The following is a 23,213-nucleotide window of genomic DNA, read 5'->3' as shown; positions in this document are numbered from 1 at the left end:
TCCCTCCCCGGCGTGAACTTGGGGCCGTCCTCGGACGGCCCCTTTTTTTGTTGGGAAAATAGAAGTCTAACCGATTGGCTTCCTCGAGGCCGTTTGACTGCTTTTCCACGGTGCTGCTCATTTCTCATATGAATACGTCATAGCCGGGCCCAGTCCCGGCCATCCACGTTCCTTGGATTGGTCGGGGTGCGTGGATGCCCGGGACTGGGCCCGGGCATGACGATTTCTTGGAAAGTGAGCCAAGTGCCGTCAAGCAGACGCTAGGCGTTTCCGTGCCTGGGGAGCCGGGGTGGGAAAACAGTTCCGCTTGGCGGGCAATAAATTCCGGCTGCCGCAGACCAGGCGGCACCGGCGGAATTCGGTGATCGCTCATCCATTTGACAAGGCACGCATTCTTTTCCCGGCCGTGGTGGCGCGGCCGTTGCAGTTCTGTCCCCGAACCTATCGTTCGGCGATGGAGGAAGGTCATGACGGAGTTTGGATCGGCCCTGAGCAACGCCGTGTCGTCGCTGCGCCGCATCATGCCGTCGTTCAAGCCGATGCAGGCGGATCCTTCGAAGTTCAGCAACGTCAGCGAGCTGCAGGCGCAAAAGAATGCCCTGAACGACCCGTCGGAGATCGCCCGCTTCCGGGACGTGAAGCTGCACTCCCTGATCCGGAAGGACGGGGAAGTCATCGCCGTGCAGTACCAGGACGGCATGACGGAACTGCACGGCATCGCCGAGAAATGGAAGCCGAAGACGGATTCGAAGGACGGCCGGGTGCAGGACCTCGTCAACTTCCTTGGGGCGGGGGTCACGGTGGAGCGCTTCGCCGGACGGCGCGATGCGCCGACGCGCGGGCAGTACGAGGACGGGCTGCTCTTCTCCAAGGCCGACCTGAAGGCAGGGCGCCGGGTGAACCTGACCGTCTGACCGACGCGCGGTTTCCGCGCGGACCTGTGGCGCGGGCAACAGCGGGGCAGGGCGGGGCGGGGTAGGGTGTGGTCATCGACCGACGCTTCAACCCGACGCCCCAACCCCAGCCGACCAGGAGAGATCGCCATGGCCCCGTCCGTCACCCGCGCGCTGAACGCCATCAAGCGTCACCGGGCCGGTCCGGAGCAGATCGACCACGCCATCCTGGCCGCCATCAACGTCACGCTCTGCCTCGCCTCCGACGGCAACGACCGGGTGGCGGAAGGCTTCAACCGCGACATCGCTCTCTCCGGCCGCGCCTTCGGCCTGCGGCACTGATCCGCAAGGCCGGAGAACGGCGAGGGGCCCGGACGCGCCGGTGGCGCCGGGCCCCTCGTTCCGTTTCGGGACGGCACGATAAGGAAGGCCCCTCCCCGCTGTCCGGGGAGGGGCCTTTTCCGTCAGCGCGGGGCCAGCAGCCAGCGGGGCGGCAGGGGCTGGGGGTTCAGCATCTGCTTTTCGCCGGGGGTGAAGGAGCCGACCGACGGGCAGCTGAGGCACACCGGCGGGATCGGCTTGCGGATGCCGGTGAGCGCGCCGGCCGACAGGTTGCCGGGCGGGATCGGCTGCGGGTTGAGCGTCACGCGGTCGCCCAGCGTGGCGGCGTGCGCGTGGCCGGCGGCGAGGGAGAGGGCGGCGACGCCCAAGTGCAGCAATGGGCGGAGCAACGTCTTGTGCATGAGGATCTCCATCGGGGAAGGGAGTGGACGCAGGGCAGTGTGCGCGCGGGTGCGGGGGCGCGCTGTGAGCCGGGCCACAAAAAAAATCGACCGGCAGGGCGTTGCCGGTCGATCAAGTTGGGTGGAGGGGACGTCGAACGCCCACACTGTGCCTCGGGTGGGGGTGGCGATGCTGTGAGGTGGGCCACAGGGGGTGGGATTTGCCGAAAGCCCCTCTCCCCCTGCTCTCGCCGGATCTTTGATCCGGCTGCCGCGACAGGCGGGTCCTTTGGACCCGCTGAGAGCGGGAGAGGGGTTGGGGAGAGGGGTATTGCCGGCGGCAGCCGGGACATGGGTTTTTTCCGCCCTGCCGGGCGTAATCCCCCTCTCCCCAACCCCTCCCCCGCGAGGGGGGAGGGGCTCAAGTCAAAGCTTGAAGAACGCCCGCAAACGGGCCAGCAGGTCGTTGGGCGCGTCGGGGGCGGCGTCGGCGGGGACGGCCTGGCGCTGGGCGTCGTTGCTGGCCTGGCGGCGCGCCATCAGGTCGGCCAGCCGTGCGGCCAGCGCTGGGCGGCGGCGCAGCACGGGGTCGAGCGCCGCCTTGTCCAGCTCGTACACCACCGCGTCGGTGTGCGCGATCACCGAGGCGCTGCGCGGCTGGCCGGTCAGCAGCGACATCTCGCCGAACACGTCGCCGGGCCGCATGCGGTCCAGCAGCAGGGAGCGGCCGTCGTCCGCCATGCGCACGTCCAGCGCCCCCTCCGCCACCAGGAACAGCGAGGCGCCATGGTCGCCCTGGTGCACCGCCGCCGTGCCGGCCGGCAGGTCGTGGCGGCGCAGTGCTGCGGCCAGTTCCGCCACCTCGTCGTCGTGGAAGGCGGCGAACAGCGCCGCGCGGCGCAGCAGGTCGCCGGGCGGGACCTCGCCGGCCGGCGCGCGGGGTTGCTGCACCTCCTGCTTCGGCCGCGCCGGGGCGATGCCGGCGCGGCCGAGGTGTTCGACGATGGCCGTGCCCACGGCGTCGCGCGTGGCGGCGAGGTGGGCGTAGTCGCGCACCCAGAACCGCGCCTGATAGGACACGCCGTTGGGCGTCACCGCGTCGACCAGCACGTCCGGGCGCGGCTCGGCCAGCACGCCGTCGGCGCACACCAGCGCGGAGAGCAGCACGCGCTTGGCGCGCGCCACCGGCACCTCCGGGTCCAGCAGCACGGGCACGGCGGTGCGGAAGCCGGGGCCGGGGCGGCTGTAGTTGACGAAGCGGCTGCCCGCCGCCACGCCGTTGGGGACGACCACGGCCGTCCCCTCGGTGGTGATCAGGCGGGTGGCGCGCCAGTTGATCTCGTCCACCCGGCCGATCATGCCGGGGCCGATCTCGATCCAGTCGCCGATGCGGTAGGGGTGCTCCACGTTCAGCGCGATGCCGGAGAAGATGTCGGCGATCATGTTGCGCAGCGCGAAGCCCAGCACGGCGATCACCACGCCCGAGGTGGCGACCAGCCCGGCCACCGGCTGGTGCAGCACCCAGCCGAGGATCGCCAGCACCGCCAGCCCGTAGAGGAACGCGCGCAGCAGGTCGCTGAGCAGGCGGGGCACCGGCACCGCGCGCCGCCCGCCGTTCAGCGTGAGGTCGAGCAGGCGGGAGCCCAGCCACGCCGCCGCCAGCCACGCGACCGCCGCCGCCAGCGCCGCCGCCCCTTCCGCCGCCGGGCCGCCGAACGCCGGGGCGACCAGCGTGTCCAGCCACGGCCGGCGCACCGCCACGAAGGTGGCGGCGACGGTCAGCGCCGCGGGGGCGAGCAGGCTGCGGGACCGGTGGCGGTCGGACATGCTGGGACCATCGCACCGGCGCGCGCCGCGTCAACGGCCCAAAGGCATAGTGTCGCCTGTGCCGTGGGGTTGTGCGTTGGGGAAGTATGCGCCGCCGGGCAGATCCCAATTCGGGCCGTTTCCCGGACTTGACGGGGTAACCTGGAAAAGGCGGGCGGTCTGCTCCCGGCAGGCGCGTAAGATGATCCATCCGGAAAGGACTATCGGGGGATTAGGCCATGCAGCGGACCATTGCGGCCGTGTTCGGCGCGGCGCTTCTCATGCCGGGAGCCGTGCTTGCCGAGCCGGCGAAGGCGCCCGAAGGTGCCCGCGCCTACATCATGTGGCCGAAGAACGGGACGGTCATCAACGGTGGAAAACTGTGGGTGCGGATGGGGCTGCAGAACATGGGCGTGGCCCCCGCCGGGGTGAACAAGGAAGGCTCCGGGCACCACCACCTGCTCGTCGACACCGAACTGAAGAACTTCGACGAGCCGATCCCCAACAACAAGAACAACCTGCATTTCGGCGGCGGCCAGACGGAGGTGCGGCTGGAACTGCCGCCGGGCACGCACACGCTGCAGATGGTGCTGGGCGACCAGGACCACGTGCCGCACAACCCGCCGGTGATGTCGGAGAAGGTCACCATAACGGTCCGTTAGGGGCCGCAGGGCCTGAACGGTCCAGGGAGGACATCATGAGACTGTTGGCATCCACGTTGCGGGGCATGCCGCTGGGCACGCTGCTGGGCGGCCTCGGTCTGGCGCTTGCGGCACTTCCCGCGTCCGCGCACGATCCGGCCGAACATTACCAGATGGCCCAGGCATCGCCCGACGCGCAGATGGCGCCGCCGGGGCCGGCCCCGACCATCACCCCCGCCACCCCGGAGGAGCCGGCGCAGCCCGGCAAGGCGCAGGAGCGCATGCCCGGGCGCCCGGACGCCCACCTCTACATCGGCTGGCCGAACAACGGCGAGGTGGTGGGCACCCGGTTCAAGGTGTGGTTCGGTCTGCGCAACTTCGGCGTGGCGCCGGCCGGCGTGCGCAAGGAGAACACCGGGCACCACCACCTGCTGGTCGACACCGACATCCCGCCGCTGGACGAGCCGATCCCCAACGACAAGAACCACGTGCACTTCGGCAAGGGCCAGACGGAGACGTACCTGGAACTGCCGCCGGGCCGGCACACGCTGCAGCTGCTGCTGGCCGACCACGACCACGTGCCGCACAACCCGCCGATCGTGTCGAAGAAGATCACCATCACGGTGGTGCCGCAGCGCACCAGCGTGCCGAACGTGGCGTCGCGGTAGGGCAGCCAGGAGCCCCTCTCCCTGGACGGGAGAGGGGTTGGGGAGAGGGTGGTTACGGGCGGATGCCCGGAAACGACTCTTCTGCCGGCTGCCGCCGGCGATCCCCCTCTCCCCAACCCCTCCCCCGCGAGGGGGGAGGGGCTATCGTGCAGACAGAGGAGGAAGCCCATGACCTTCGTTCGTCCCTGCGGCTGGGCCGCCGCCGGTTTGGCGCTGTTGCTGGGCGGCTGCTTCACGTCGGGCGAGAAGGCGTCGGTCGTGCAGCAGCCCAAGACGCCGGCCGTGCGCACGGTCAGCAGCTTCAGCGAGGCGCTGCGCTGCATGGACAACCTGATGGCGCAGCACGGCAAGCGCGACATCTACATCACCTCCAACGGCCTGCCGGACGCCACCGGGCGCGTGGCCGGCGGCACCAAGGACATGCTGATCACCGCGGTGTCGCGCATGTCCGAACGCTCCAACGCGTTCCGCTTCGTGGATTTCGAGCCGGCGCTGGACGACGTCAACGCGCTGTACTGGATGATCGGCGTGCAGCCGAACTTCCGCGCGCCGTCCTATTACATCCGCGGCGCCATCACGCAGCTGGACGACGCGGTGGTGGGCGAGGCGGCGAGTGCCGGCATCTCGCTGCCCGTGCTCGACCTCGGCGTCTCGGCCGACCAGACGATCTCCATGATCTCCGTCGACCTGAACGTGGGCGAGCTGGTCACGCGGCAGATCATCCCCGGCATGTCGTCCAGCAACACGCTGGCGATCATCGCGTCGGGCAAGGGGGCGGACGCGGGGGCCGTGGTCGGCAAGGCCGGCCTGTCCTTCAACGTCGCCTTCAACAAGTCGGAAGGCATGCACCAGGCGGTGCGCACTTTGGTCGAGCTGAGCGCCATCGAGGTGCTGGGCAAGCTGACCCGCACGCCGTACTGGCAGTGCCTGGGCATCGACCAGACCAACCCGGCCTTCGCCAGCGAGGCGCGCGGCTGGTTCGATTCCATGTCGGGGCAGCAGCGCGTGACCAACGTGCAGCGCAATCTGGCCGCCGACGGCTACTACAACGGCCCGGTCAACGGCCAGCTGGACGAGGCGACGCGCAGCGCCATCTCGCGCTGGCAGGCGGACCACGACCTGATCGCCAACGGCCGCATCGACTTCGACCTGTACCAGCGCATGCTGGGCACCCCCGCCGGCCGCAGCCAGGTGCCGCCCGAGCGGCTGCAGACCGTCAGCAACGCCGGCGGCGAGGACCTGCCGCGGGCAGCACCGGCCCCGGCGGGTGCGGGACCGGACCTCGTGCTCACCTCCGACCGCGGGCCGCAGCCGCGCTATCGGGTGGGGGAGGCGCTGGTGGCGCGGGTGACGCCGACGGCCGACGGCTTCGTCTACTGCTACTACCAGGACGCGGCGGGCGCCGTCGCCCGCATCTACCCCAACCGCTTCCAGCCCGACGCCTTCGTCGAGGCCAACCGGCAGGTGGAGATCCCGCCGGGCACGCAGAAGCCCTTCAACCTGCGCATGGACCGCGTGGGCGCGCGCGAGAGCATCGCCTGCGTGGTGACCAAGGACGAAATCGGCGTGCGGATCCCCGAACGCTACAAGACGCAGGACCTCCAGCCCATCCCCGGCGCCACCCTGCCGGAGCTGCTGAACGCCTTCACCTCCGTGCCCGGCGCCAACGCGCGCTCCAAGCAGATGCAGGTGGAGGTGCTGCCGGCCGCGGTGGCGGCGCGGTAGGCCCGATTGGCTTGAAAGCCCCTCTCCCTTGAGGGGAGAGGGGTTGGGGTGAGGGTGGTTACGGCCGGACGGCCGGAGAACAGAGTCTTTCTTCCGCGCTGCCGCGCGTAACGACCCCTCATCCCAACCCTTCTCCCTCAAGGGGAGAAGGGCTCTTGGGGGGTGAAGCCGGCCGGGTTGTGGGCCGGCTCACAGACCGCGGGGCGGCGGTGGGGGTAGGACTGTGATCGACGGGGCGACCTGACGCGCCCCACCCGAACCGTTCAGCCTTTTGGAGGCGACCATGCCGAAGCGCACCGTTACCGTGACCCGTCTCGCCCTGCCGGCGATCGCCCTGCTCTGCGCGCTGCCCGCGCTGGCCCAGACCGTGGAAGGCAAGGGCGACGGCAAGGTCATGATGTTCGACCGCCCGCCCACCGTCGAGGAACTGCGCGACGTGGTGACGCCCGAGCCGCAGCGCCGCACCCGCAGCATCGAGATCATCGGCGGTGCGGCCAACAGCGCCGCACAGCGCCCGCGCCAGACCGAGCGCACCAACTACGGCGGCGTGCCGCAGGCGGCCCAGCCCCAGCAGCAGTACCAGCAGCCGGAATACCAGCAGCCCGCCTACCAGCCGGCACCGGAGCCGCAGTACCAGCCCGCACCCGAGCCGGCGGCCGCCGCGGTGCCGCAGGCGCCGCGCCCGAAGGCCAGCCGCCCGGCGCCGCAGCAGGCGGCAGTGCCGGCCGCCCCGGCCGCGGAGCCCGCCCAGCAGGAGGACGCGGGGGCGAACGCCTTCGGCTTCCGCATCAACTTCGCCTTCAACTCGGCCGAGGTGCCGCGCGAGTTCTATCCCTACATCGACGCCGTCGGCGGGCTGATGAAGGAGGACGGCTCGCTGTCGCTGGTCATCGAGGGGCACACCGACGCGGTGGGCGGCGACGGCTACAACCGCGCGCTGTCCGAACGCCGCGCCGTGTCGGTGGGCGAGTACCTGGTGCGCGTGCACGGCGTGCAGCCGCAGCGCATCACCGTCGCCGGCCGGGGCGAGAGCCAGCCGATCTCCGCCGATCCGAACGACGGCCGCAACCGGCGCGTCGAATTCAAGCCGGCCCGCTGACCGCCCGGGGGAAGGAGACCGCCATGCGCACGCTCAGCCTCCTCGTCGCCGCCGCCGGCTTCCTATGGGCCGGTGCCGCCGATGCCACGCTGGTCAAGAACGGCAACGGCAAGCCGGTCGGCGCCGCCACCGGCGGGGTGGAGGTGGGCGTGCCGCAGGGGCGCGTGCGCGTCCAGTGCTGGCAGGACGGCCGCAAGATCGTCGACGAGTCGGAACTGGCCGTCGTGTCGCTGGGCATCCTCAGCCAGATGAACGCCCTGCGCCTGCGCCGGGCGGGGATAGCCGATCCGACGCTGTCCCTGGTGACGCAGGCGCGCACCACCTGCCTGCTCGCCCCGCAGGACCCACCACCACGTGACCAGATCGGGCATGACTGATCGGCGCTGGATGTGGTCCGGCTCACAGCCGGGTGGGGCGGGGTCCGGTAGGCTCGGGGCGCGACCACAACCCACTTCGAGGATAAGACCATGTCCACACACTCGCGACGACGATCGAGGCACGCCCGCGTGCCGCCCGCCGCCCTGGCCCTGGCGTTCGTGATCGGAAGCACGGCTTCCGCCATGACGACATCCGCCTGGGCCGCCGAGGCGGTGGTGGTGGCCTCCACGGCACCCGGCTACGCGCTGGGGCAGGTGGTGCCGGATGGCGCCATGGTGAAGCTGCCGGACGGGGCGGGTGCCCTGTTCCTGTTCGCCACCGGCCGCACGGTGCGCGTCAAGGGCCCCTACGAGGGGCAGCTGGACAAGATGCCGGAGGCGGCATCGCGCGCCGCCGTGGGCAGCCTGCTGAGCGGCGACCGCTTCATGCAGAGCGAACTCGGCGCCACGCGCGCCGTCGGCAACCCGCTGGAGCGCGGGCTGGAGCAGGCCTTCGCCGTCGATCCCGGCACCGCCGGCACCGTCTGCGCTCGCGCCGACGCGCCGCCCATGCTGAAGCGGCCGCGCGACCCGGCGCTGTCCGCCGTATCGTTGCGCGACCCGGCGCGCGGTGCGGCGGCGACGGTGACCTGGACGGGTGCCGCCGGCACCGCGCCCTGGCCCAAGGACCTGGCGGTGCGCGACGGCGGCGAGGTGGCGGTGTCCGGCCCCGACGGCCGTTCGCTGGGCACGCTGAAGCTGCGCGTCGTCGACGCGGCGACGGACCGCGGGGCTGCCCTGGCCGTCAAGCTGGCCAGCGCCGGCTGCGAGAAGCAGGCGGCGGCGCTGCTGTCGCCGCTGCGCGACGCCATGGCGCCGCTGGACGTCTACCTCTCCACCGACCGCGGGACCAGTGCCGCCTACAAGGCGGGGGAGGCGGTGCGGCTGGTGCTGCAGACGAACCGCGACGCGCACGTCTACTGCTATGTCCGCAACGCGCGCGGCCAGCTGATCCCGATCTTCCCGAGCACCTCCAGCTCCTCGCTGGTGGAGGGCAGCGTGCCGCTGTCGATGCCGGGCGAGCGCATGCCGATGCCGCTGCGCGCCAGCGAACCGGCCGGCGACATGGAGGTGCGCTGCCTCGCCGCCGACCGCGACCTGGGCAGCGACCTGCCCGGCCGCAACGAGGCGTTCCAGCCGCTGAGCGAGGACACGGTGGCGCGGCTCGACCACCGGCTGGGCGCGCTGCGCGACACCGAGATCGTCATGGCGCAGGTGTTCCTGCGCGTGCGGTAAGAAGAAACTGGCTCGTAGGTTGGGTTGAGCGCAGCGAAAACCCAACGTGTTTGCGGCGCGAGGCGTTGGGTTTTCGCCGGTGGCTCAACCCAACCTACGGCTCCGGATCCGAGGGGGCATGGACAAACGGGATGGTGCCCCGGCGGGGCGGCGGGGGACGGAAGCGTGGTTCGTGCCGGTGCTGGCGCTGGGCGTGGCGCTGCTGGCCTTCGGGCTGCCGTGGCTGCTGGCGCCGCTGCGCGCCGCCGACGAGTTCTTCAGCGACCTGATGATCGCCCACTTCGCCCCGGCCGAGCCGCAGCACCCCGGCGTCGTGCTGGTCACCCTGGGCGAGGACAGCTTCGCCGGGCTGGCCTGCCGATCGCCGGTCGACCGCGGCTTCCTGGCCGGGCTGATCGGCGAGCTGGAGGCGGCTGGCGTGCGCGCCGTCGGCATCGACATCCTGTTCGACCAGCCGACCCTGCCGGCCCGCGACGAGGAGCTGCGCCAAGCGCTTCTGAACGCCAGGATTCCCGTCGTGGCGGTCACCGCGCTGGCCGAGACGCCGCTGACGGAGCAGCAGCGGCGCTACCTGGACGGCTTCCTGGGCGGTGTGCGCTCCGGCCACGCCAACCTTGCCAAGGACCCGCTGGACGGCACCGTGCGCTGGCACGTGCCGCGGGGGCCGCGCGGCACGCCCAGCCTGCCGGTGGCGCTGGCGCAGGCGTCCGGCGCCGTGCCGGACGAGGCGCTGCCCGACCGCCCCTTCCGCATCGCGTGGCGCAACGGCCCCGCCCCCGGCACGCCGGCCGTCACCGCCTTCCCGGCGGAGGCGGTGGGCATGCTGCCCAAGGAGTGGCTGGCCGGGCGCATCGCGCTGATCGGCACGGTGCTGGTCGGCGTCGACCGCCACCGCACGCCGCTGGTGGCGGTGCAGGGCGCCACGCCGGGCGTGGAGATCCAGGCGCAGGTGCTGGCCCAGCTGCTGGACGGGCGGGCGAACCCGCGCCTGCCCGCCTGGGGGGAGGCGGCGCTGGTGCTGGCGCTGGGGGCGGCGGGCGTGGCGCTGGCGCTGGCCGGGCTGCCGGTGTGGCTGCTGGCGCTGGCCTGCCTGCTGCTTCTGCTGGGGTACTGGGCGGGGGTGGCGGCGCTGTTCGGGCAGGGCGGGCCGCTGCTGCCGCTGCTCAGCCCGTCCATGGCGTGGCTGGGCGGCATCGCGGTGATGACGGCGCACCTCTCGTTGCGGGAGCGCGCCGACCGCCGCGTGCTGATGCGGCTGTTCGCCAACCACGTGTCGCAGCCGGTGGCGGACGAGATCTGGCGCGAGCGCGACGCCTTCATGGCCGGCGGCCGGCCGCGCCCGCAGCAGCTGACCGCCACCGTCCTGTTCTCCGACATCGAGGGCTTCACCACCGTGTGCGAGGCGCTGGAGCCGGAGCCGCTGATCCGCTGGCTGGAAGGCTACCTGGACGTGATGGTGCGCGTGGTGGCGGCGCACGACGGGGTGGTGCTGCGCTTCATCGGCGACGCCATCCTGGCGGTGTTCGGCGTGCCCGTCGCCCGCACCACCCAGGCGGAGATCGACGCCGACGCCGAGCGCGCGGTGCGCTGCGCCCTGCAGATGGGCCGCGAACTGGCCGAGCTGAACCGCCGCTGGCAGGCCGAGGGGCTGCCGCCCGTCGGCATGCGCGTGGGCATCCACACCGGGCCGCTGGTGGCGGGCAGCCTGGGCGGGTTGCGGCACATGGAGTACTCGCTGCTGGGCGACACCGCCAACACGGCGGCTCGGCTGGAGAGCGTGGCCAAGACGGTGGACGTCATGTCGACCCCGCACTGCCGAATCGTCATCGGCGAGCCGACGTGGCGGGCGCTGCACGACGCCATCGACGGGCTGCCGGTCGGCGAGGTGGCGCTGAAGGGCAAGCGCCGGTCCGTGCGCATCTGGCTGGTGCGCGACCGCGAGCCGGAAGCCGGCACCGTCGACCTCACGCAAGCGCGATAGCGCGCGGGGAGGGCGCGGGCGTTGGGTTTCCGGCTTTGGCCTCAACCCAACCTACGCGGGAAGTTCCCGTGGGTTGGCCCGTAGGTTGGGTTGAATTCTCACCGGCGCTGGCGCGTCGACCCGCAGCGGGATGAAACCGTTTAAATGCCCCTCTCCCTTGAGGGGAGAGGGGTTGGGGTGAGGGTGATTACGGCCGGCAGGCCGGAAAAGAGTCTTTGTCCGCCCTGCCGGGCGTAAGTACCCCTCATCCCAACCCTTCTCCCTCAAGGGGAGAAGGGCACCGTCTTCGGAACTGCCTGCCCCTTGTTTTTTCTTAGCGTCAGCGAAAACCCAACGTCGCGTGTCCGTCATGACGGAGTATCGGGCGCGATAAGCGCCGGTTCGCCTGGAATCAGGCGCAACGCCGCCACCTCCATGGGTGCCTTGCTCAACCTTGGGTGGCGCTCTCGCGGGCCTCCGACGCGATATCCAGCGCCACCAACTTCCCCACGCGCCGCAGCGCGAAGTCGTAGGCGTGGAGCATAGCGCTGGCGGCGTCGTTCATCAGAACCGTGCCGCATCCTTCCGTTGTGATTTTCATGGTGCGAACAGGAGTGGAGTGCCGGAGTGTGGTTAATTTTCAAAAATGACCCAGCGCAAGTTTTAAAATTCCGCCTCCGGAATTGTATGGATTGCTTGCTCTCAAAACAAAATGATATAGACTCTGCATCCGTCAGAGTTTATACCCACTCCAATTTTCCGCTTCTCCAAGCGAACAGGCAAGCGATAACCGGTTGCGCAAAATGCAATACAGACCGTGTTACAGGTCACTCCGGCCGCACCCTTTGCGGTTATCCGGTGTGATACAATACAAGGCAATGAATGCAGGGTGTGAAGTGTTTCGTGATACGGAGCGTGTTACATGACCGGCACGCCAACCATGAGCCTGCGGGTTCCCCAGGACACCGAGATGCGCCGGGCCTTGCGCGAAGCCGCCAAGGCCCTGCGGTTGGGGCAGATCACCGCCACGGCGCTGCTCGACTGGCTGGCCAGCCGGCAGACGGCACAGGATGGGTTCGATCTTCGGTTGCTTGCCACCGAGCAGCGTATCGCATTGCTGGAAGCGGCCGTTGAACGCATCGCCGTCGAGTGCGGGGTGCGCACGCCGCTGCCGATGGCCGGCATCGGCGACCGCGCGGCTTCCCACGATCGTCGCCGGGCCCGCCGTTCCAAATAAAACGGGGTACTTCGCCGGAGGGTTTATTTGCCCCATTCTGGGGAGTAGGCAAATCGCGTGCTTGGCACGCATCGCCGTTTAAAGATAAACTCTCCTCCGTCCAGCCAATGGTCTTCATTTTGCGCCAAATTGCGCGGCCAGGTTTCCGGTTGCTCCGGGGTGGCTGCCTTGGCGCCGGTCGCGCATGCGTCGAATGACGGGTGCGCCGGGTGAAGGGTTCGGCGGGTCTCCTCGGCCAGGAGGACGGCGGCGAAGGAGGCGGCGATGCTGAGAGGGATGCTGCGAGGCTGGCTGGCGCGGGCGGTGGCGGTGCTCGTGCTGCTGGCGGCGGGTGTGGGGCAGGCAGCGGCCCAGGCCGGGCCGGGCGCGTCCCCGGCCACGGCCACCGAGAAACGCATCGCGCTGGTGATCGGCATCAGCGCCTACCGCAACGCGCCGGAACTGGTGAACCCACGCAACGACGCCCGCGCCATCGCCGAGATGCTGCGCAAGCTGCACTTCACCGTGGAGGAGAAGCAGGACTTGGACATCCGCGGATTCGCCGACGCGTTGCGCCAGTTCGGCATCAGCGCCAGCCAGGCGGACGTGGCGGTGCTGTACTACGCCGGACACGGCATCCAGGTGGGCGGCACCAACTATTTGATCCCGTCGGACGCGCGGCTGGAGCGCGAACGCGACCTCGTCTACGAGGCGATGCCCTTGAACCTGCCGATGGGCGAGCTGGCGCAGGCGCGCAAGCTGGGCATCCTCATCCTCGACGCCTGCCGCAACAACCCCTTCGTCGACAAGCTGGCGCGCACCGGCGCCAACCGCCAGCAGACGCACGCCGGCTTCGCCCGCATCGACGACACGCCCAGCGACACGCTGGTCGCCATGGCCACCCGCGCCGACCAGCTGGCCGAGGACGGGCAGGGCGAGCACAGCCCCTACACCCAGGCGCTGCTGAAGCACCTGCAGACGCCGGGCCTGGAGCTGAGCCTGTTCTTCCGCAACGTGCGCGACACGGTCAAGCAGGCCACCGACGGCCGGCAGGAGCCGTATATCTACGGCACGCTGGGCGCCACGCCCTTCTACTTCAACCCGCGTCCGCCGAACCGCCCGCCGCTGCTGGCCGACCTGCGGCCCCTGGAGATCCTGGACCGCGCCGAGCCCGAGCCGCTGCGCATCGGCCAGCCGACCGACCCCGACGACGACCAGCTGTTCGCCCGCGTCACCGGCCTGCCGCGCGGCGGCAACGTGCGCATCGGCGAACGCTCCGTCCTGATCGGCGACTATCTGACGGTGGACCAGCTGGCCGCCACCAGCTTCAAGCCCGACACCAGCTTCCGCGGCGACGCCGGCGGCTTCGAGTTCACCGTGATGGACGGGCGCGGCGGCACCGTGAAGGGCGTGGTGCCGATCACCATCAAGCCCAGCAACCGGGCGCCGCTGGTGGTGTCCGACCGCACGCTGCGCGTCGTCGCCAACCCGCTGGGCATCGAGGCGCCGAGCGACCCGGACGGCGACGCGCTGACCATCACCGTGTCCGGCGTGCCCGAGCGCGGCAAGGTGAAGAGCGGCGCCACCGTGGTGAAGGCGGGCGACCGGCTGAGCGCCGACGCGCTGACCGGCCTGGTCTTCGACCCCGAGCGCGCGCCGGCCGGCCCGGCCGGGGCCTTCGCCATCGTCGTCGAGGACGGCAAGGGCGGCCGCTCCACCGCCACCGTCGCGGTCGAGATCGCCGAGCCCGGCGCGCTGCCGGTGGCGGAGATCGAGCAGACGGTGTGGGAACGCGTGCGCGGCAGCAGCGACGCCGCCGACTATGAGGCGTTCCTGCGCCTGTTCGGGCGCAGCGGCTATGCCCAGATGGCGCGCCAGCAGGTGGAGAAGCTGGCGCCGCCGAAGGGCGAGGAACCGAAGGCCGATCCCAAGGCGGATATGGCGGTGGCCGGGTCGAGCGGCGGCGAGCCCGCCGATGCCGCCGCGGCGGCCGGCACCGAGGTCGCCATGGCCGGCGCGCCGCTGGAACCGGTGGAGGGCGGTGCCTTCACGGTGGTGAGCGATTCCAACCTGCGCTCCGCCCCCAACACCAGTGCGGCCCGCGTGGGCCACGTGACCAGCGGCGCCAGCGTGCGCGTGCTGGGCCGGGTGCCGGGCGCCAACTGGCTGCGCATCGCGCTGGAGGACGGCAGCCAGGGCTTCATCTTCGCGCCGCTGGTGCGGCCGGCACCGGCACAGGCCCCGGCACAGGCCCAGCCGCCGCAGCAGCAGGCGCCGCAGCCGCACACGCAGGCGCCGCCGCAACCCCAGCAGCAGCAGGTCCAGCAGCAGCAGGTCCAGCAGCAGGCCGCCGCACCGCCGCCACCGCCGCCCGCTCCGGCTCCGGCGCCCGCGCCGCAGCAGGTCGCCGCCGCGGCCCCGCCGCCCCCGCCGGGCAACGGCAGCGCCGTGCGCACGCACGGGCGCGGCAACAGCTTCCAGGACTGCCCGGAATGCCCGGTGATGGTGCGCATCCCGCCCGGCTGGTTCATGATGGGCAACGACCGGGGCGATTCCGCCGAGAAGCCGGTGCACCGGGTGACCATCGCCAAGCCGTTCGCGCTGGGCGCCTACGAGGTGACGGTGGGCGAGTGGCGGGCCTGCGTCGAGGGCGGCGGCTGCCCCAACATGCCGCGCATGACCAACCCCACCGACAGCACGCCCGTGTACAACGTGCACTGGGAGGACGCGCAGGCCTATGTGAAGTGGCTGAGCCAGAAGACCGGCCAGCGCTACCGCCTGCCGTCGGAAGCGGAGTGGGAATACACCGCGCGCGCCGGCAGCGTCGGGGCATTCTGGTGGGGCAGCGAGCAGGGCATCTTCGCCAACTGCACCAACTGCGGCGGCCCGCACGAGCGGCTGACCCCCGCCGCCGCCGGCAGCTACAAGCCCAACCCCTTCGGCCTGCACGACATGAACGGCGGCGTGGCGGAATGGGTGGCCGACTGCTGGAACGGCAGCTACCAGGGCGCCCCCGTGGACGGCAGCGCCTGGCAGGAGGGCAACTGCCGCAAGCGGGTTCTGCGCGGCGGTTCCTGGCGCAACGCGCTGCCCGAGATCTCGGCGACCGGGCGCGGCCAGTACGACATCGACGTCCGCTACATCAACAACGGCTTCCGCGTCGCGCGGGAATTGAATTGAGGCGACGCCCCTCCCCCGGTGGGGCCGGAGGAGGGGCTTTGGTCGCTTACGCGTTCAACACCCACGCGGCGTTGAAGGCGGTCGGCGCGATGCCGACCAGCGTCACCGTGCCGCCGCCGGACAGCGCCAGGATGGTCGACCCGTCGCTGGCGGCACCGGTGGTGTAGGTCATGCCGGCGGCCAGCTCGATGCGGTCGCCCTGGTCGGCGTTGAAGCCGCGGATCTGGTCGTTACCCTGGCCGGTGGCGAAGACGAAGCGGTCGGCGCCCAGGTTGCCGGCCAGCACGTCGTTGCCGGCCTCTCCCAGGATGCGGTCGTCGCCCTGGCCGCCGAAGATGGTGTCGTTCCCCTCGGCGCCGGAGATGGTGTCTTCCATCATGTTGCCGTAGATCACGTCGGCGTCGGCGCCGCCGAAGATCAGGTCGCCGCCCTGGCCGCCGAACAGCGTGTCGTTGCCGGCGTCGCCGTACAGGACGTCGCCGCCCTGGTTGCCGTACATCACGTCGGTGCCGCCGCCGCCGTAGGCGGTGTCGTTGCCCAGGTAACCGGCGAAGCGGTCGTTGTAGGAGGCGCCGAAGAACGCGTCGTTGCCCGAGTAGAGGTCCGAGGTCTTCGTGGTCCCGGCAAGCAGGGCGTCCCACGGGAAGTTCAGGCCGCTGATGGTGGCGCCGGTCAGGCCGCCGCCCGCACCTTCGTCGATGCCGGTGATGGTGCCGGAAACCGTGTTCATGCTGGTGCCGGCGCCGGTGAAGGAACCGCGCAGCACAGTCGTGAACGTCTCGGTGCCGTAGGTCTCGCGAATGGTGACGGCGGTCGGCGTGAAGGACGCCAGGGTGATTCCGCCGACGGTAATCTGGTTGTCGTCGGTGTTATAGAAATTGTAGTTTACGGACGGGTTGACGGTAACAACAGCCATTCAATGCGTCTCCGATTTACCTGCGGCGCAGATAGCCGCAGGATTGTGGAGCGCGGATGGTAGACTACTTTTAACAGAAATCAAGCCGCAGACCTCGCTGCGGCCGATCGTCGCGGTTGTGAAAGTGGCGGGAATGGCGCCCTTTGCGCGCGGAACGGGGCCGGCGTTGGCCGGCCCCGCACCGTTATTTCTGCACGGACTTGATGTTCTGCACGGCGACGTTGCCGGTGCCGGCGGCGATGTTGACCGCGCTGTTGACGTTGTTGAAGGTCACGTTGCCGTTCGCCAGCGCCGTCGCCAGACCGTCCAGCGGCACCGGCGGGGTGACGCCCGTGCCCCCGGTTCCGCCGGCCGTGCCGCCGACTGCGGTTCCGTCCGGCGCGGTGCCGCCGCCCCCGTTGCCCACGCCCAGGTCCAGCGTGCCGTTGATGTTGTTGAAGATGAACGGCGCCTCGATGATGGTGAAGGAGGGGACGAACTCCGGCGGCGGCTGGCGGCTGGCGGCCAGGGGCTGGCCCTTGCTGAAGCCGCCCAGGAAGCCGGCGTCGCCGCGGATCTTGGCGATCTGCTGCTGGTGCACCTGCTTGCGGCTGACGGAGGGGTTGGTGACCATGGCGCCCGGCGGCGTGATGCGGCGCGGCGCGGTGAAGACCGGCATGCGCACGGGCTGGGCGAAGGCCTGCGCCATGTTGGCGGCGCTGACGCCGGTGGGAAAGCCGATGCCGCCCGCGTCCTGCGCGGCGGCGCCGCCGGCGGACAGCAGCACCAGGGTGGTGGCGGCGGTGAACAGCGGGCGGATGCGGGTCATCGGAGTGTTCCTTTAACGGAGATCGGTCTGGCTTAGTGGGCGCTGAGCGGTTCCATGTCGTGCTGGCGCAGGGCCGCGAAGGCGATCTCGCGGCTGGGATAGCGCCAGAGGTAGGTGCCGTCGGCCGCGTAGCAGGCGTAGCTGGTCCGGCCGCGGCGGGTGACGCGCTTGACGTAGCAGCGGTCCATCAGGCCGAGGGTGACGAAATCTTCGCCGGACATTGGCTCCTCCCAGAGGTGCGGGTGCTCGTGATGGGAGGAGCATAGGTCCGCGGGCACCGGCGCGCTGTGAGCCGGGCCACACGGGGGCATGAAAATTCAGAGGAAGAGAAATCGGACACGGATGAACACGGATAGGATTTATGCGGTGTTCGGCAGATCCGTGTTCATCCGCGAAACATCCGTGTTCATCCGTGTCTCATGAACACTCCGGTCACGCGCAGGTGTTGCCGATCTCGTCCAGGGCGTCGCGGTCGCGCACGGTGATGTAGCCGGCGTCCATGCCGATCACGCCGCTGCGCTGCCATTCGTTCAGGAGCTTGTTGATGCTCTCGCGCGACACGCCGACGAGGCAGCCCAGCTGCTGCTGCGACAGTTTGATGTCCAGGCGGATGGCGTTCTGCGGCGCGGGCTTGCCGAACACCTCCACCAGCCGCAGCAGGGCGCGGGCGAAGCGGGAGGAGGCTTCCAGGAACAGCGTGTCCTCCAGATGCTCGCTGGTCTGGCGCAGGCGCTTGCACAGCACGCTGATCAGGCGCAGCGACAGGTCCGGCCGGGCGGTGAGGAAGGGCATGAACTGCGCGCGCTCCAGCACCAGGAGGTCCGTCTCCTCCAGCGCTATGGCGTCGGCGGTGCGCGGTTCGCCGTCCAGCAGCGCGATCTCGCCGAACAGGCCGCCCTTGTTGATGATGTTCAGCACCAGCTCCTTCCCGTCGACGGAGTGGGAGCAGATCTTCACCCGGCCGCGGATGATCGCCATCATGCTGTCGCCGGGGTCGCCCTTCTGGAAGATGACGCCGTTCTTCGGGAAGTAGGCGAGGCGCGCGCTGGAGGCGAGCCGGCTCAGCTCCTCGCGCTCCAGGTGCTTGAGAAGGAAGTGCCCGGCGAGCACGAGTTCCTTGTCGAACGCGATCCGTACCCCGGCCATGCGGCGCCTCCCCTAGCTGGGCCGTTTTCAGTGTACACGGCGCCAATGCCCCTGCCGGGGGCGCCAATGGCGGTACTTCGCCGTTCCGGGTGTGCCCCTTCCGTGCAGCCGTGCGATCTGCGCATGCCTGTGGCCCCTGCCACAGCGCTGCCGCATTCCTGCGATTTACGATCCCCCCGCTTTCACAAACCGCGGGGGCACCGATGCGCATCCTGTTGACGGTCCTGATCCTGTTCACCGCCCTGCCTTGCCTGGCCGAGGGGACCGAGGGCATGGTGGCGGCGGCGGACGCCGGGATGGTCGGCACGGTGACCCGGCGCATCGAGGGCGACCGCACGACGCTGCGCGTGGCGGGCGTCATCACCGCCGCCGTGGCCGCCGACTTCATCCACGCGCTGGAGACCGCGCCGGCCGCCCGCCCCGTGCTGGTCGACCTGGACAGCCCCGGCGGCTTCGTGAAGGCTGGCTACGCCATGATCGACGCCATGCTGCGCCAGCGCGCGGCCGGCCGCACGGTGGTCACGCTGGTGCGCGGCAGTGCGGCGTGCGAGAGCATGTGCTTCGGCGTGTTCATGGCCGGCCTGCCGCGCCGGGCCGAGGCCGGCGCCTCCTTCATGGTGCACGCCCCGCGCGACGAGCGCAGCGGCATCATCTCGCTGCGCACCATCAACGAGATGAAGGCGCGGCTGGCCGGGCTGGGCACCTCGCCGGCGTGGCTGCAGACGGTGGCCGACCGCGGCGGCTTCTCCGGCCGGGTGGACGTGCGCGAGCGGGCCGAGGACTTGGCCCACAGCGGCGCCAACGTGGTGACCGAGCTGCTGGTGGCGCGCTGATCCCCCGTCCCCCCGTTCCCTCGTCCCCCGTCCCCTTGTCAACCCCGAATGCCTCTGACGGACGGACAGTACCGTTGGCCGCATTGCGCGGACCGCCGCCCCCGAGTCACCATGGCCGCACAAGAAGAAACGGCCACCATACTCGGGAGGAGTCCATGAAGGCTGATCCGCTCACCGACATCCGATTGGCCAATCCCGGCCTGTTGCGGCAGAAGTACGCGCTGGCCAACTGGATCACGCTGATCGCCGACGACCGCGGCCTGGGGCCGGCCGCCGTCGCCCGCATGACCGGCATCGACACCGAACAGGCGGAAGCCATCCTCGACGGCGTGGTCATCGCCACCCCGCTGCCGACGCTCGACCGCGTCCTGCGGACGCTGGAGCGCTGGCAGCACTGAGGGGGCATTCAGGGCGGCGGCTACTTCTTCGACGGGTCCGCCGGCTGCGCGCCGGTGGCGCTGCCCGTGCCGCCGCCGATGGAGCCGGCGTTGGGCGTGGCGATGCTGCCCGACGTGCCGGAGCCGGCGGCGGCCGCACCACCCTGGCCGGTCTGTCCGCGCTGGTCCCAGGTGGAGCCGGAGGTGCCCGACCCGGCGCTGCCGCCCGTCCCCCAGGTGGAGCCGGACGTGCCCAGCTGGCTGCGGTTGAGGCAGGCGGGGTCGTTGCCGGCGCTGCCGGCCGGGCAGTTCGCCGTGGAGGGGCCGCCGGCGCTGCCGCCGGTGCCGGCCTGCGCCAGCGCGCCGCCGGAGGCCAGGAGGATCACGAAAGCCGAGATGATCGGGGCCGAGATAGTCGGAAGGGTGCGCATGCTGCCTGTCCTTGCACGGGTGTTGCTTCCCGTGAACAGGCGGGCGGGCGTATCGGCGCGCCGTCAATGCACGCCCTTAATGCACGCTTAGGGGCTCCATGTCCTGGAGGCGCAGCGCCGCGAAGGCGGTGTCGCGGTCGTGGAACTGGCCGAGGAAGCTGCCGTCGGCGGCGTGCACTTCGAACAGCTTCTCGCCGTTGCGGACCACGCGCTTGACGTAGGCGCGGTCGAGAATGCCGAGGAGGGCGAAGTCCTGCTCCAGGCCTTCCGGCGCATCGGGCATCTGCATGGCGGACATGGTCACCTCCCGGGGCCGAGGCCCCCTTACGCACCCAGTGTAGACATGAATGTTTAATGGGGAGTAAGGGAGCCCGCCGTGATCCAGGTCATCCTTACGCACCGCCGACCGATACCAAAGTGGCGGGGCGGTGCCACCATGGGCTTGACCGCCGTCAAGGCCGGGGTGCCCGGCGCTGCCGATCCTGCCGACACGGTCCAGTCTTGGTCCAGTCGTGGAGGAGACACGTGTTGCAGCGGGAAGAAGCCATGCCGGACGCCGGGTTCGGCCACAATTCGGGCGGCGTGCGCATCGCCGTGGAGGTGCGGCTCTTCAACAGCCTGACGCGCCACGGCGGCGGCGCGGTGTTCCACCGCCTGTCCCTGCCGGCCGGCAGCACGGTGGGCGACGTGATCCGCCGGTTCGGGATTCCCATGCCGGACGTCTACCTGGCCCTGGTCAACGGCCGCGACATCACGCCGACGCTGGGCGGCGGCATCAACGAGCACCGCATCCTGGACGAAGGCGACGTGCTGGCCCTGTCGGGGCCGGTGCCGTTCTCCTGGGCGTATGGGGCGCCGGTGGTGTGACGGTTTGGTTTCCCTCCCCCGCCCCCGGCGGGGGCGTTGAGCCGGTGCCGAAGGCAACGAGCGCCGAAGGCGATCGTAGGCGAAACGCAGTCGCGAGGCTTGCGAGCGACTGTGGAAGGGGCCCATGCGGAGCATGGGAAGGGTGGGGGCAAGTTGTTCGCGAGGATCAGCGGCCCGACGCCTGCCACAAAGGCCGTTGCCCCCACCCTGCCCGCTACGCGGGCTTCCCTCCCCCGGCGGGGCCGGGGGAGGGGTATATTATCCACCCCCGCGGCGGAACGCGGTGTCGAAGCGGTGCAGGAAGGCGCGCTGTTCCTCGGCCGGCCAGCCGTGGAAGGCCAGGGTGACGCGCAGGCGGGGGAGTGCTATGAGCGCGATGCGGCGGTCGGGCAGGGGCTCCAGGCGGATGTCCACGCCGGCCGCGCCGCCGATGCGGTAGACGCCGTCCTCCACGCGCCAGGGCAGGCCGTGCGCGGCCTCGGGCAGCAGGCGCGCGAAATCCTCGCGCGTCAGCGCCATGTCCTTCTCGACGAGGGTATCGCTGATGGTGTCGCTCATCCGCCGGCGACGGGCGGCCACATGGCGAGCGCGTCGCCGGGCTTCAGCACCTGCCGGTCCAGTTGGCTGGGCTGCACGTAGACGCCGTTGACCAGCACCAGATGGCAGCGCTCGCGCGGCAGGTTCAGGCGCTGGATGACGTGACCGGGGGTCGCATCCTCCGGCACCTGCAATGGGGCCTGGTTGTTCACCGCGCCCGGCGGCAGGAAGCCGGACAGGGTGGCGAACAGCTTGACCGTGATCTCCATGGTGTCTCCGCCTCTCCCGCAGCGATTGGGGGCGCCGCGGCGCCCCCGTTCCTTCTACCTGATCTGGCTACCTGATCTGGGAGTTCGCGACGTAGGCGTCCATGAGGCGGTAGGGGTCCTTCATCAGCCGCTCCTTCCACACGCCCAGCTTCGTTTCGGCCTGGATCAGGCCGCGCAGGCAGCCGACGTGCTGCGTCAGGCCGATGGCGGTGCCGCCGACCAGGACGTCGTCGGCGAACTGCAGGCTGATGTACTTGTAGTTGTCGTGGTCCACCACCTCGACCTTCTCGCCGCCGTCCACGCCGGCCCAGAGGCCGAAGGAGGAGGAGATGAGGCCCAGCGTGTCGAGCACGTTCATCTGCAGGCTGCCGTTGTACTGCACGTTGTGGCCGGCCATGTTCATGGCGGCGATGCGGCCGTGCTCCGACGCGGTCGGCTGGATGGCGTGCACGTCGTGCGCCTTGGTCGAGAAGTCGTAGCCCTGGGCCACGTCGCCTGCCGCGTAGACGTCGTTGACGCTGGTGCGCATGTAGCGGTCGACCAGGATGCCGCGGTCGATCTTCACGCCGCTGTTCTCCAGGAACTCGACGTTCGGGCGCACGCCGGCCGACACCACCACGAGGTGGGCCGCCAGCATCTCGCCGCTGTCCAGCTCGACGTCGATGGTGTCGCTGGCCTCCACCACCGGCTCGCGGCGGAACAGGCGGGCGAAGATGCCGCGCTCCTTCTCGGCGGCGACCGACTGCAGGCTCTTGATCTTGGTGGAGGTGAGGACGCGGATGCCCTTCTTCTCGCACCACGTCTTGATCATGGTGCCGGCGGTCTCGTTCATCATGCGCGGCACCATGCGGTCGCCCATCTCGACGACCGTCAGCCGGACGCCGCGCATGGCCAGCGCCTCCAGCACGATGCAGCCGATGAAGCCGGCGCCCATCAGCACCACGTGGCTGCCGGGCTGGGCGAGGTCGATGATGTTGCGCGCGTCCTCCAGCGTCCAGCAGTGGTGGACGCCCTTGCGGTCCAGGCCGGGGATGGGCGGGCGCACCGGCCGCGCGCCGGTGGCGATCAGCAGCCGGTCGTAGGACAGGTGGCTGCCGTCGGTGAAGTCGATCTTCTTCTCGTCCGGGCGCAGCCGCTGCGCCAGCCCCTGGCGGTAGCCGATGCCCTGGGTGTCGTAGTGGTTGGGCGTCTTGCGCAGGTAGGTCCCCTCGGCCTGGATCTTGCCGGTCAGGAAGTAGGGGATCGCCATGCGGGAATAGGGCGGCTCCGGCTCGCCGCCGACGAGGGTGACTTTGCCGTTGGGATCGGCCTTGCGCAGGGTCTCAGCGGCGACGACGCCGGACGGCCCCGCTCCGAGAACGACGTAATGCATGGAGGATCACCCTCAAGAATTCGTAGGTCAAAGTCCCTCCCCTGCCTCCGGCGGGGGAGGGAAGCCCGCGTGAGCGGGCAGGGTGGGGGCAAGGA

Annotated in this window: 25 protein-coding genes; 14 read left to right on the top strand and 11 right to left on the bottom strand. The window is 70.5% G+C overall.

What is annotated here, in order from left to right; genetic code table 11:
* Positions 1 to 467: 467 nt before the first annotated feature.
* Positions 468 to 914 carry a hypothetical protein gene (locus VED21_RS11335; RefSeq protein WP_324882462.1) on the top strand — a complete coding sequence of 149 codons (447 nt, stop codon included), beginning with the start codon at positions 468 to 470 and terminating at the stop codon, positions 912 to 914.
* 129 nt (positions 915 to 1,043) lie between these two features.
* Positions 1,044 to 1,235, top strand: coding sequence for a hypothetical protein (locus tag VED21_RS11330; protein ID WP_324882461.1), 192 nt, complete (start codon positions 1,044 to 1,046; stop codon positions 1,233 to 1,235).
* A 122-nt stretch (positions 1,236 to 1,357) separates the two neighbouring features.
* On the opposite strand, the gene VED21_RS11325 is transcribed toward VED21_RS11330, so the two are convergent.
* On the bottom strand, positions 1,358 to 1,636 hold the full coding sequence (locus VED21_RS11325) for a hypothetical protein (RefSeq protein WP_324882460.1): 279 nt from the start codon (positions 1,634 to 1,636) through the stop codon (positions 1,358 to 1,360).
* A gap of 405 nt (positions 1,637 to 2,041) precedes the next feature.
* The gene (locus VED21_RS11320; protein WP_324882459.1) at positions 2,042 to 3,442 is read right to left on the bottom strand and encodes a mechanosensitive ion channel family protein; all 1,401 of its coding nucleotides are present in this window, start codon (positions 3,440 to 3,442) and stop codon (positions 2,042 to 2,044) included.
* A gap of 218 nt (positions 3,443 to 3,660) precedes the next feature.
* Between VED21_RS11320 and VED21_RS11315 the strand changes: the two genes are divergently transcribed.
* The 9 genes from VED21_RS11315 to VED21_RS11275 all read left to right on the top strand — a co-directional run bounded on the left by VED21_RS11315 (position 3,661) and on the right by VED21_RS11275 (position 15,562).
* Positions 3,661 to 4,083, top strand: a complete 423-nt coding sequence (locus VED21_RS11315) for a DUF4399 domain-containing protein (protein ID WP_324882458.1) — start codon at positions 3,661 to 3,663, stop codon at positions 4,081 to 4,083.
* 35 nt (positions 4,084 to 4,118) lie between these two features.
* Positions 4,119 to 4,730, top strand: coding sequence for a DUF4399 domain-containing protein (locus VED21_RS11310; RefSeq protein WP_324882457.1), 612 nt, complete (start codon positions 4,119 to 4,121; stop codon positions 4,728 to 4,730).
* A gap of 168 nt (positions 4,731 to 4,898) precedes the next feature.
* On the top strand, positions 4,899 to 6,455 hold the full coding sequence (locus VED21_RS11305; RefSeq protein WP_324882456.1) for a DUF4384 domain-containing protein: 1,557 nt from the start codon (positions 4,899 to 4,901) through the stop codon (positions 6,453 to 6,455).
* Between the two features lie 283 nt (positions 6,456 to 6,738).
* Complete coding sequence (locus VED21_RS11300; RefSeq protein WP_324882455.1) at positions 6,739 to 7,554, top strand: OmpA family protein; 816 nt, start codon at positions 6,739 to 6,741, stop codon at positions 7,552 to 7,554.
* Between the two features lie 23 nt (positions 7,555 to 7,577).
* Positions 7,578 to 7,931 carry a hypothetical protein gene (locus tag VED21_RS11295; RefSeq protein ID WP_324882454.1) on the top strand — a complete coding sequence of 118 codons (354 nt, stop codon included), beginning with the start codon at positions 7,578 to 7,580 and terminating at the stop codon, positions 7,929 to 7,931.
* A gap of 183 nt (positions 7,932 to 8,114) precedes the next feature.
* Positions 8,115 to 9,206: a DUF4384 domain-containing protein gene (locus tag VED21_RS11290; protein ID WP_324882453.1), complete on the top strand. Its 1,092-nt coding sequence runs from the start codon at positions 8,115 to 8,117 to the stop codon at positions 9,204 to 9,206.
* A gap of 118 nt (positions 9,207 to 9,324) precedes the next feature.
* Positions 9,325 to 11,187, top strand: a complete 1,863-nt coding sequence (locus tag VED21_RS11285; protein WP_324882452.1) for an adenylate/guanylate cyclase domain-containing protein — start codon at positions 9,325 to 9,327, stop codon at positions 11,185 to 11,187.
* 901 nt (positions 11,188 to 12,088) lie between these two features.
* Positions 12,089 to 12,403, top strand: a complete 315-nt coding sequence (locus tag VED21_RS11280) for a hypothetical protein (RefSeq protein WP_324882451.1) — start codon at positions 12,089 to 12,091, stop codon at positions 12,401 to 12,403.
* A 264-nt stretch (positions 12,404 to 12,667) separates the two neighbouring features.
* Complete coding sequence (locus tag VED21_RS11275) at positions 12,668 to 15,562, top strand: SUMF1/EgtB/PvdO family nonheme iron enzyme (RefSeq protein ID WP_324882450.1); 2,895 nt, start codon at positions 12,668 to 12,670, stop codon at positions 15,560 to 15,562.
* A gap of 46 nt (positions 15,563 to 15,608) precedes the next feature.
* On the opposite strand, the gene VED21_RS11270 is transcribed toward VED21_RS11275, so the two are convergent.
* From VED21_RS11270 to VED21_RS11255, 4 genes are all read right to left on the bottom strand, one after another.
* Complete coding sequence (locus VED21_RS11270) at positions 15,609 to 16,478, bottom strand: calcium-binding protein (protein ID WP_324882449.1); 870 nt, start codon at positions 16,476 to 16,478, stop codon at positions 15,609 to 15,611.
* Positions 16,479 to 16,662: 184 nt separating this feature from the next.
* Positions 16,663 to 17,286 carry a hypothetical protein gene (locus VED21_RS11265; protein WP_324882448.1) on the bottom strand — a complete coding sequence of 208 codons (624 nt, stop codon included), beginning with the start codon at positions 17,284 to 17,286 and terminating at the stop codon, positions 16,663 to 16,665.
* Between the two features lie 32 nt (positions 17,287 to 17,318).
* Complete coding sequence (locus tag VED21_RS11260) at positions 17,319 to 17,507, bottom strand: DUF1150 family protein (protein ID WP_324882447.1); 189 nt, start codon at positions 17,505 to 17,507, stop codon at positions 17,319 to 17,321.
* A 211-nt stretch (positions 17,508 to 17,718) separates the two neighbouring features.
* On the bottom strand, positions 17,719 to 18,432 hold the full coding sequence (locus VED21_RS11255) for a Crp/Fnr family transcriptional regulator (RefSeq protein WP_324882446.1): 714 nt from the start codon (positions 18,430 to 18,432) through the stop codon (positions 17,719 to 17,721).
* A 203-nt stretch (positions 18,433 to 18,635) separates the two neighbouring features.
* Between VED21_RS11255 and VED21_RS11250 the strand changes: the two genes are divergently transcribed.
* Together VED21_RS11250 and VED21_RS11245 are read left to right on the top strand one after the other, a co-directional pair.
* A complete protein-coding gene (locus VED21_RS11250; protein ID WP_324882445.1) occupies positions 18,636 to 19,265 on the top strand; it encodes an ATP-dependent Clp protease proteolytic subunit in 630 nt (209 codons plus the stop codon).
* Between the two features lie 155 nt (positions 19,266 to 19,420).
* Positions 19,421 to 19,663: a hypothetical protein gene (locus tag VED21_RS11245; protein ID WP_324882444.1), complete on the top strand. Its 243-nt coding sequence runs from the start codon at positions 19,421 to 19,423 to the stop codon at positions 19,661 to 19,663.
* A 20-nt stretch (positions 19,664 to 19,683) separates the two neighbouring features.
* On the opposite strand, the gene VED21_RS11240 is transcribed toward VED21_RS11245, so the two are convergent.
* Together VED21_RS11240 and VED21_RS11235 are read right to left on the bottom strand one after the other, a co-directional pair.
* Positions 19,684 to 20,073, bottom strand: a complete 390-nt coding sequence (locus tag VED21_RS11240) for a hypothetical protein (RefSeq protein WP_324882443.1) — start codon at positions 20,071 to 20,073, stop codon at positions 19,684 to 19,686.
* A 76-nt stretch (positions 20,074 to 20,149) separates the two neighbouring features.
* Positions 20,150 to 20,371 carry a DUF1150 family protein gene (locus tag VED21_RS11235; RefSeq protein WP_324882442.1) on the bottom strand — a complete coding sequence of 74 codons (222 nt, stop codon included), beginning with the start codon at positions 20,369 to 20,371 and terminating at the stop codon, positions 20,150 to 20,152.
* A gap of 248 nt (positions 20,372 to 20,619) precedes the next feature.
* Here VED21_RS11235 and VED21_RS11230 point away from each other — a divergent pair, with 248 nt between their 5' ends.
* Positions 20,620 to 20,940: a hypothetical protein gene (locus VED21_RS11230; RefSeq protein WP_324882441.1), complete on the top strand. Its 321-nt coding sequence runs from the start codon at positions 20,620 to 20,622 to the stop codon at positions 20,938 to 20,940.
* A 258-nt stretch (positions 20,941 to 21,198) separates the two neighbouring features.
* On the opposite strand, the gene VED21_RS11225 is transcribed toward VED21_RS11230, so the two are convergent.
* The 3 genes from VED21_RS11225 to VED21_RS11215 all read right to left on the bottom strand — a co-directional run bounded on the left by VED21_RS11225 (position 21,199) and on the right by VED21_RS11215 (position 23,118).
* Positions 21,199 to 21,498 carry a hypothetical protein gene (locus VED21_RS11225; RefSeq protein WP_324882440.1) on the bottom strand — a complete coding sequence of 100 codons (300 nt, stop codon included), beginning with the start codon at positions 21,496 to 21,498 and terminating at the stop codon, positions 21,199 to 21,201.
* Entirely contained in the window at positions 21,495 to 21,746 is a 252-nt protein-coding gene (locus VED21_RS11220) for a MoaD/ThiS family protein (RefSeq protein ID WP_324882439.1), read from the bottom strand. Before VED21_RS11220 ends, VED21_RS11225 begins: the two co-directional genes overlap by 4 nt.
* A gap of 67 nt (positions 21,747 to 21,813) precedes the next feature.
* Positions 21,814 to 23,118, bottom strand: a complete 1,305-nt coding sequence (locus tag VED21_RS11215) for an NAD(P)/FAD-dependent oxidoreductase (RefSeq protein ID WP_324882438.1) — start codon at positions 23,116 to 23,118, stop codon at positions 21,814 to 21,816.
* Between the last annotated feature and the right edge of the window lie 95 nt (positions 23,119 to 23,213).

The sequence above is a fragment of the Azospirillum sp. genome (assembly GCF_035627195.1).
Lineage (GTDB): Bacteria > Pseudomonadota > Alphaproteobacteria > Azospirillales > Azospirillaceae > Azospirillum.
The sequence above is the reverse complement of the archived record's forward strand: the minus strand, read 5'-3'. Positions and strand labels throughout refer to the sequence as shown.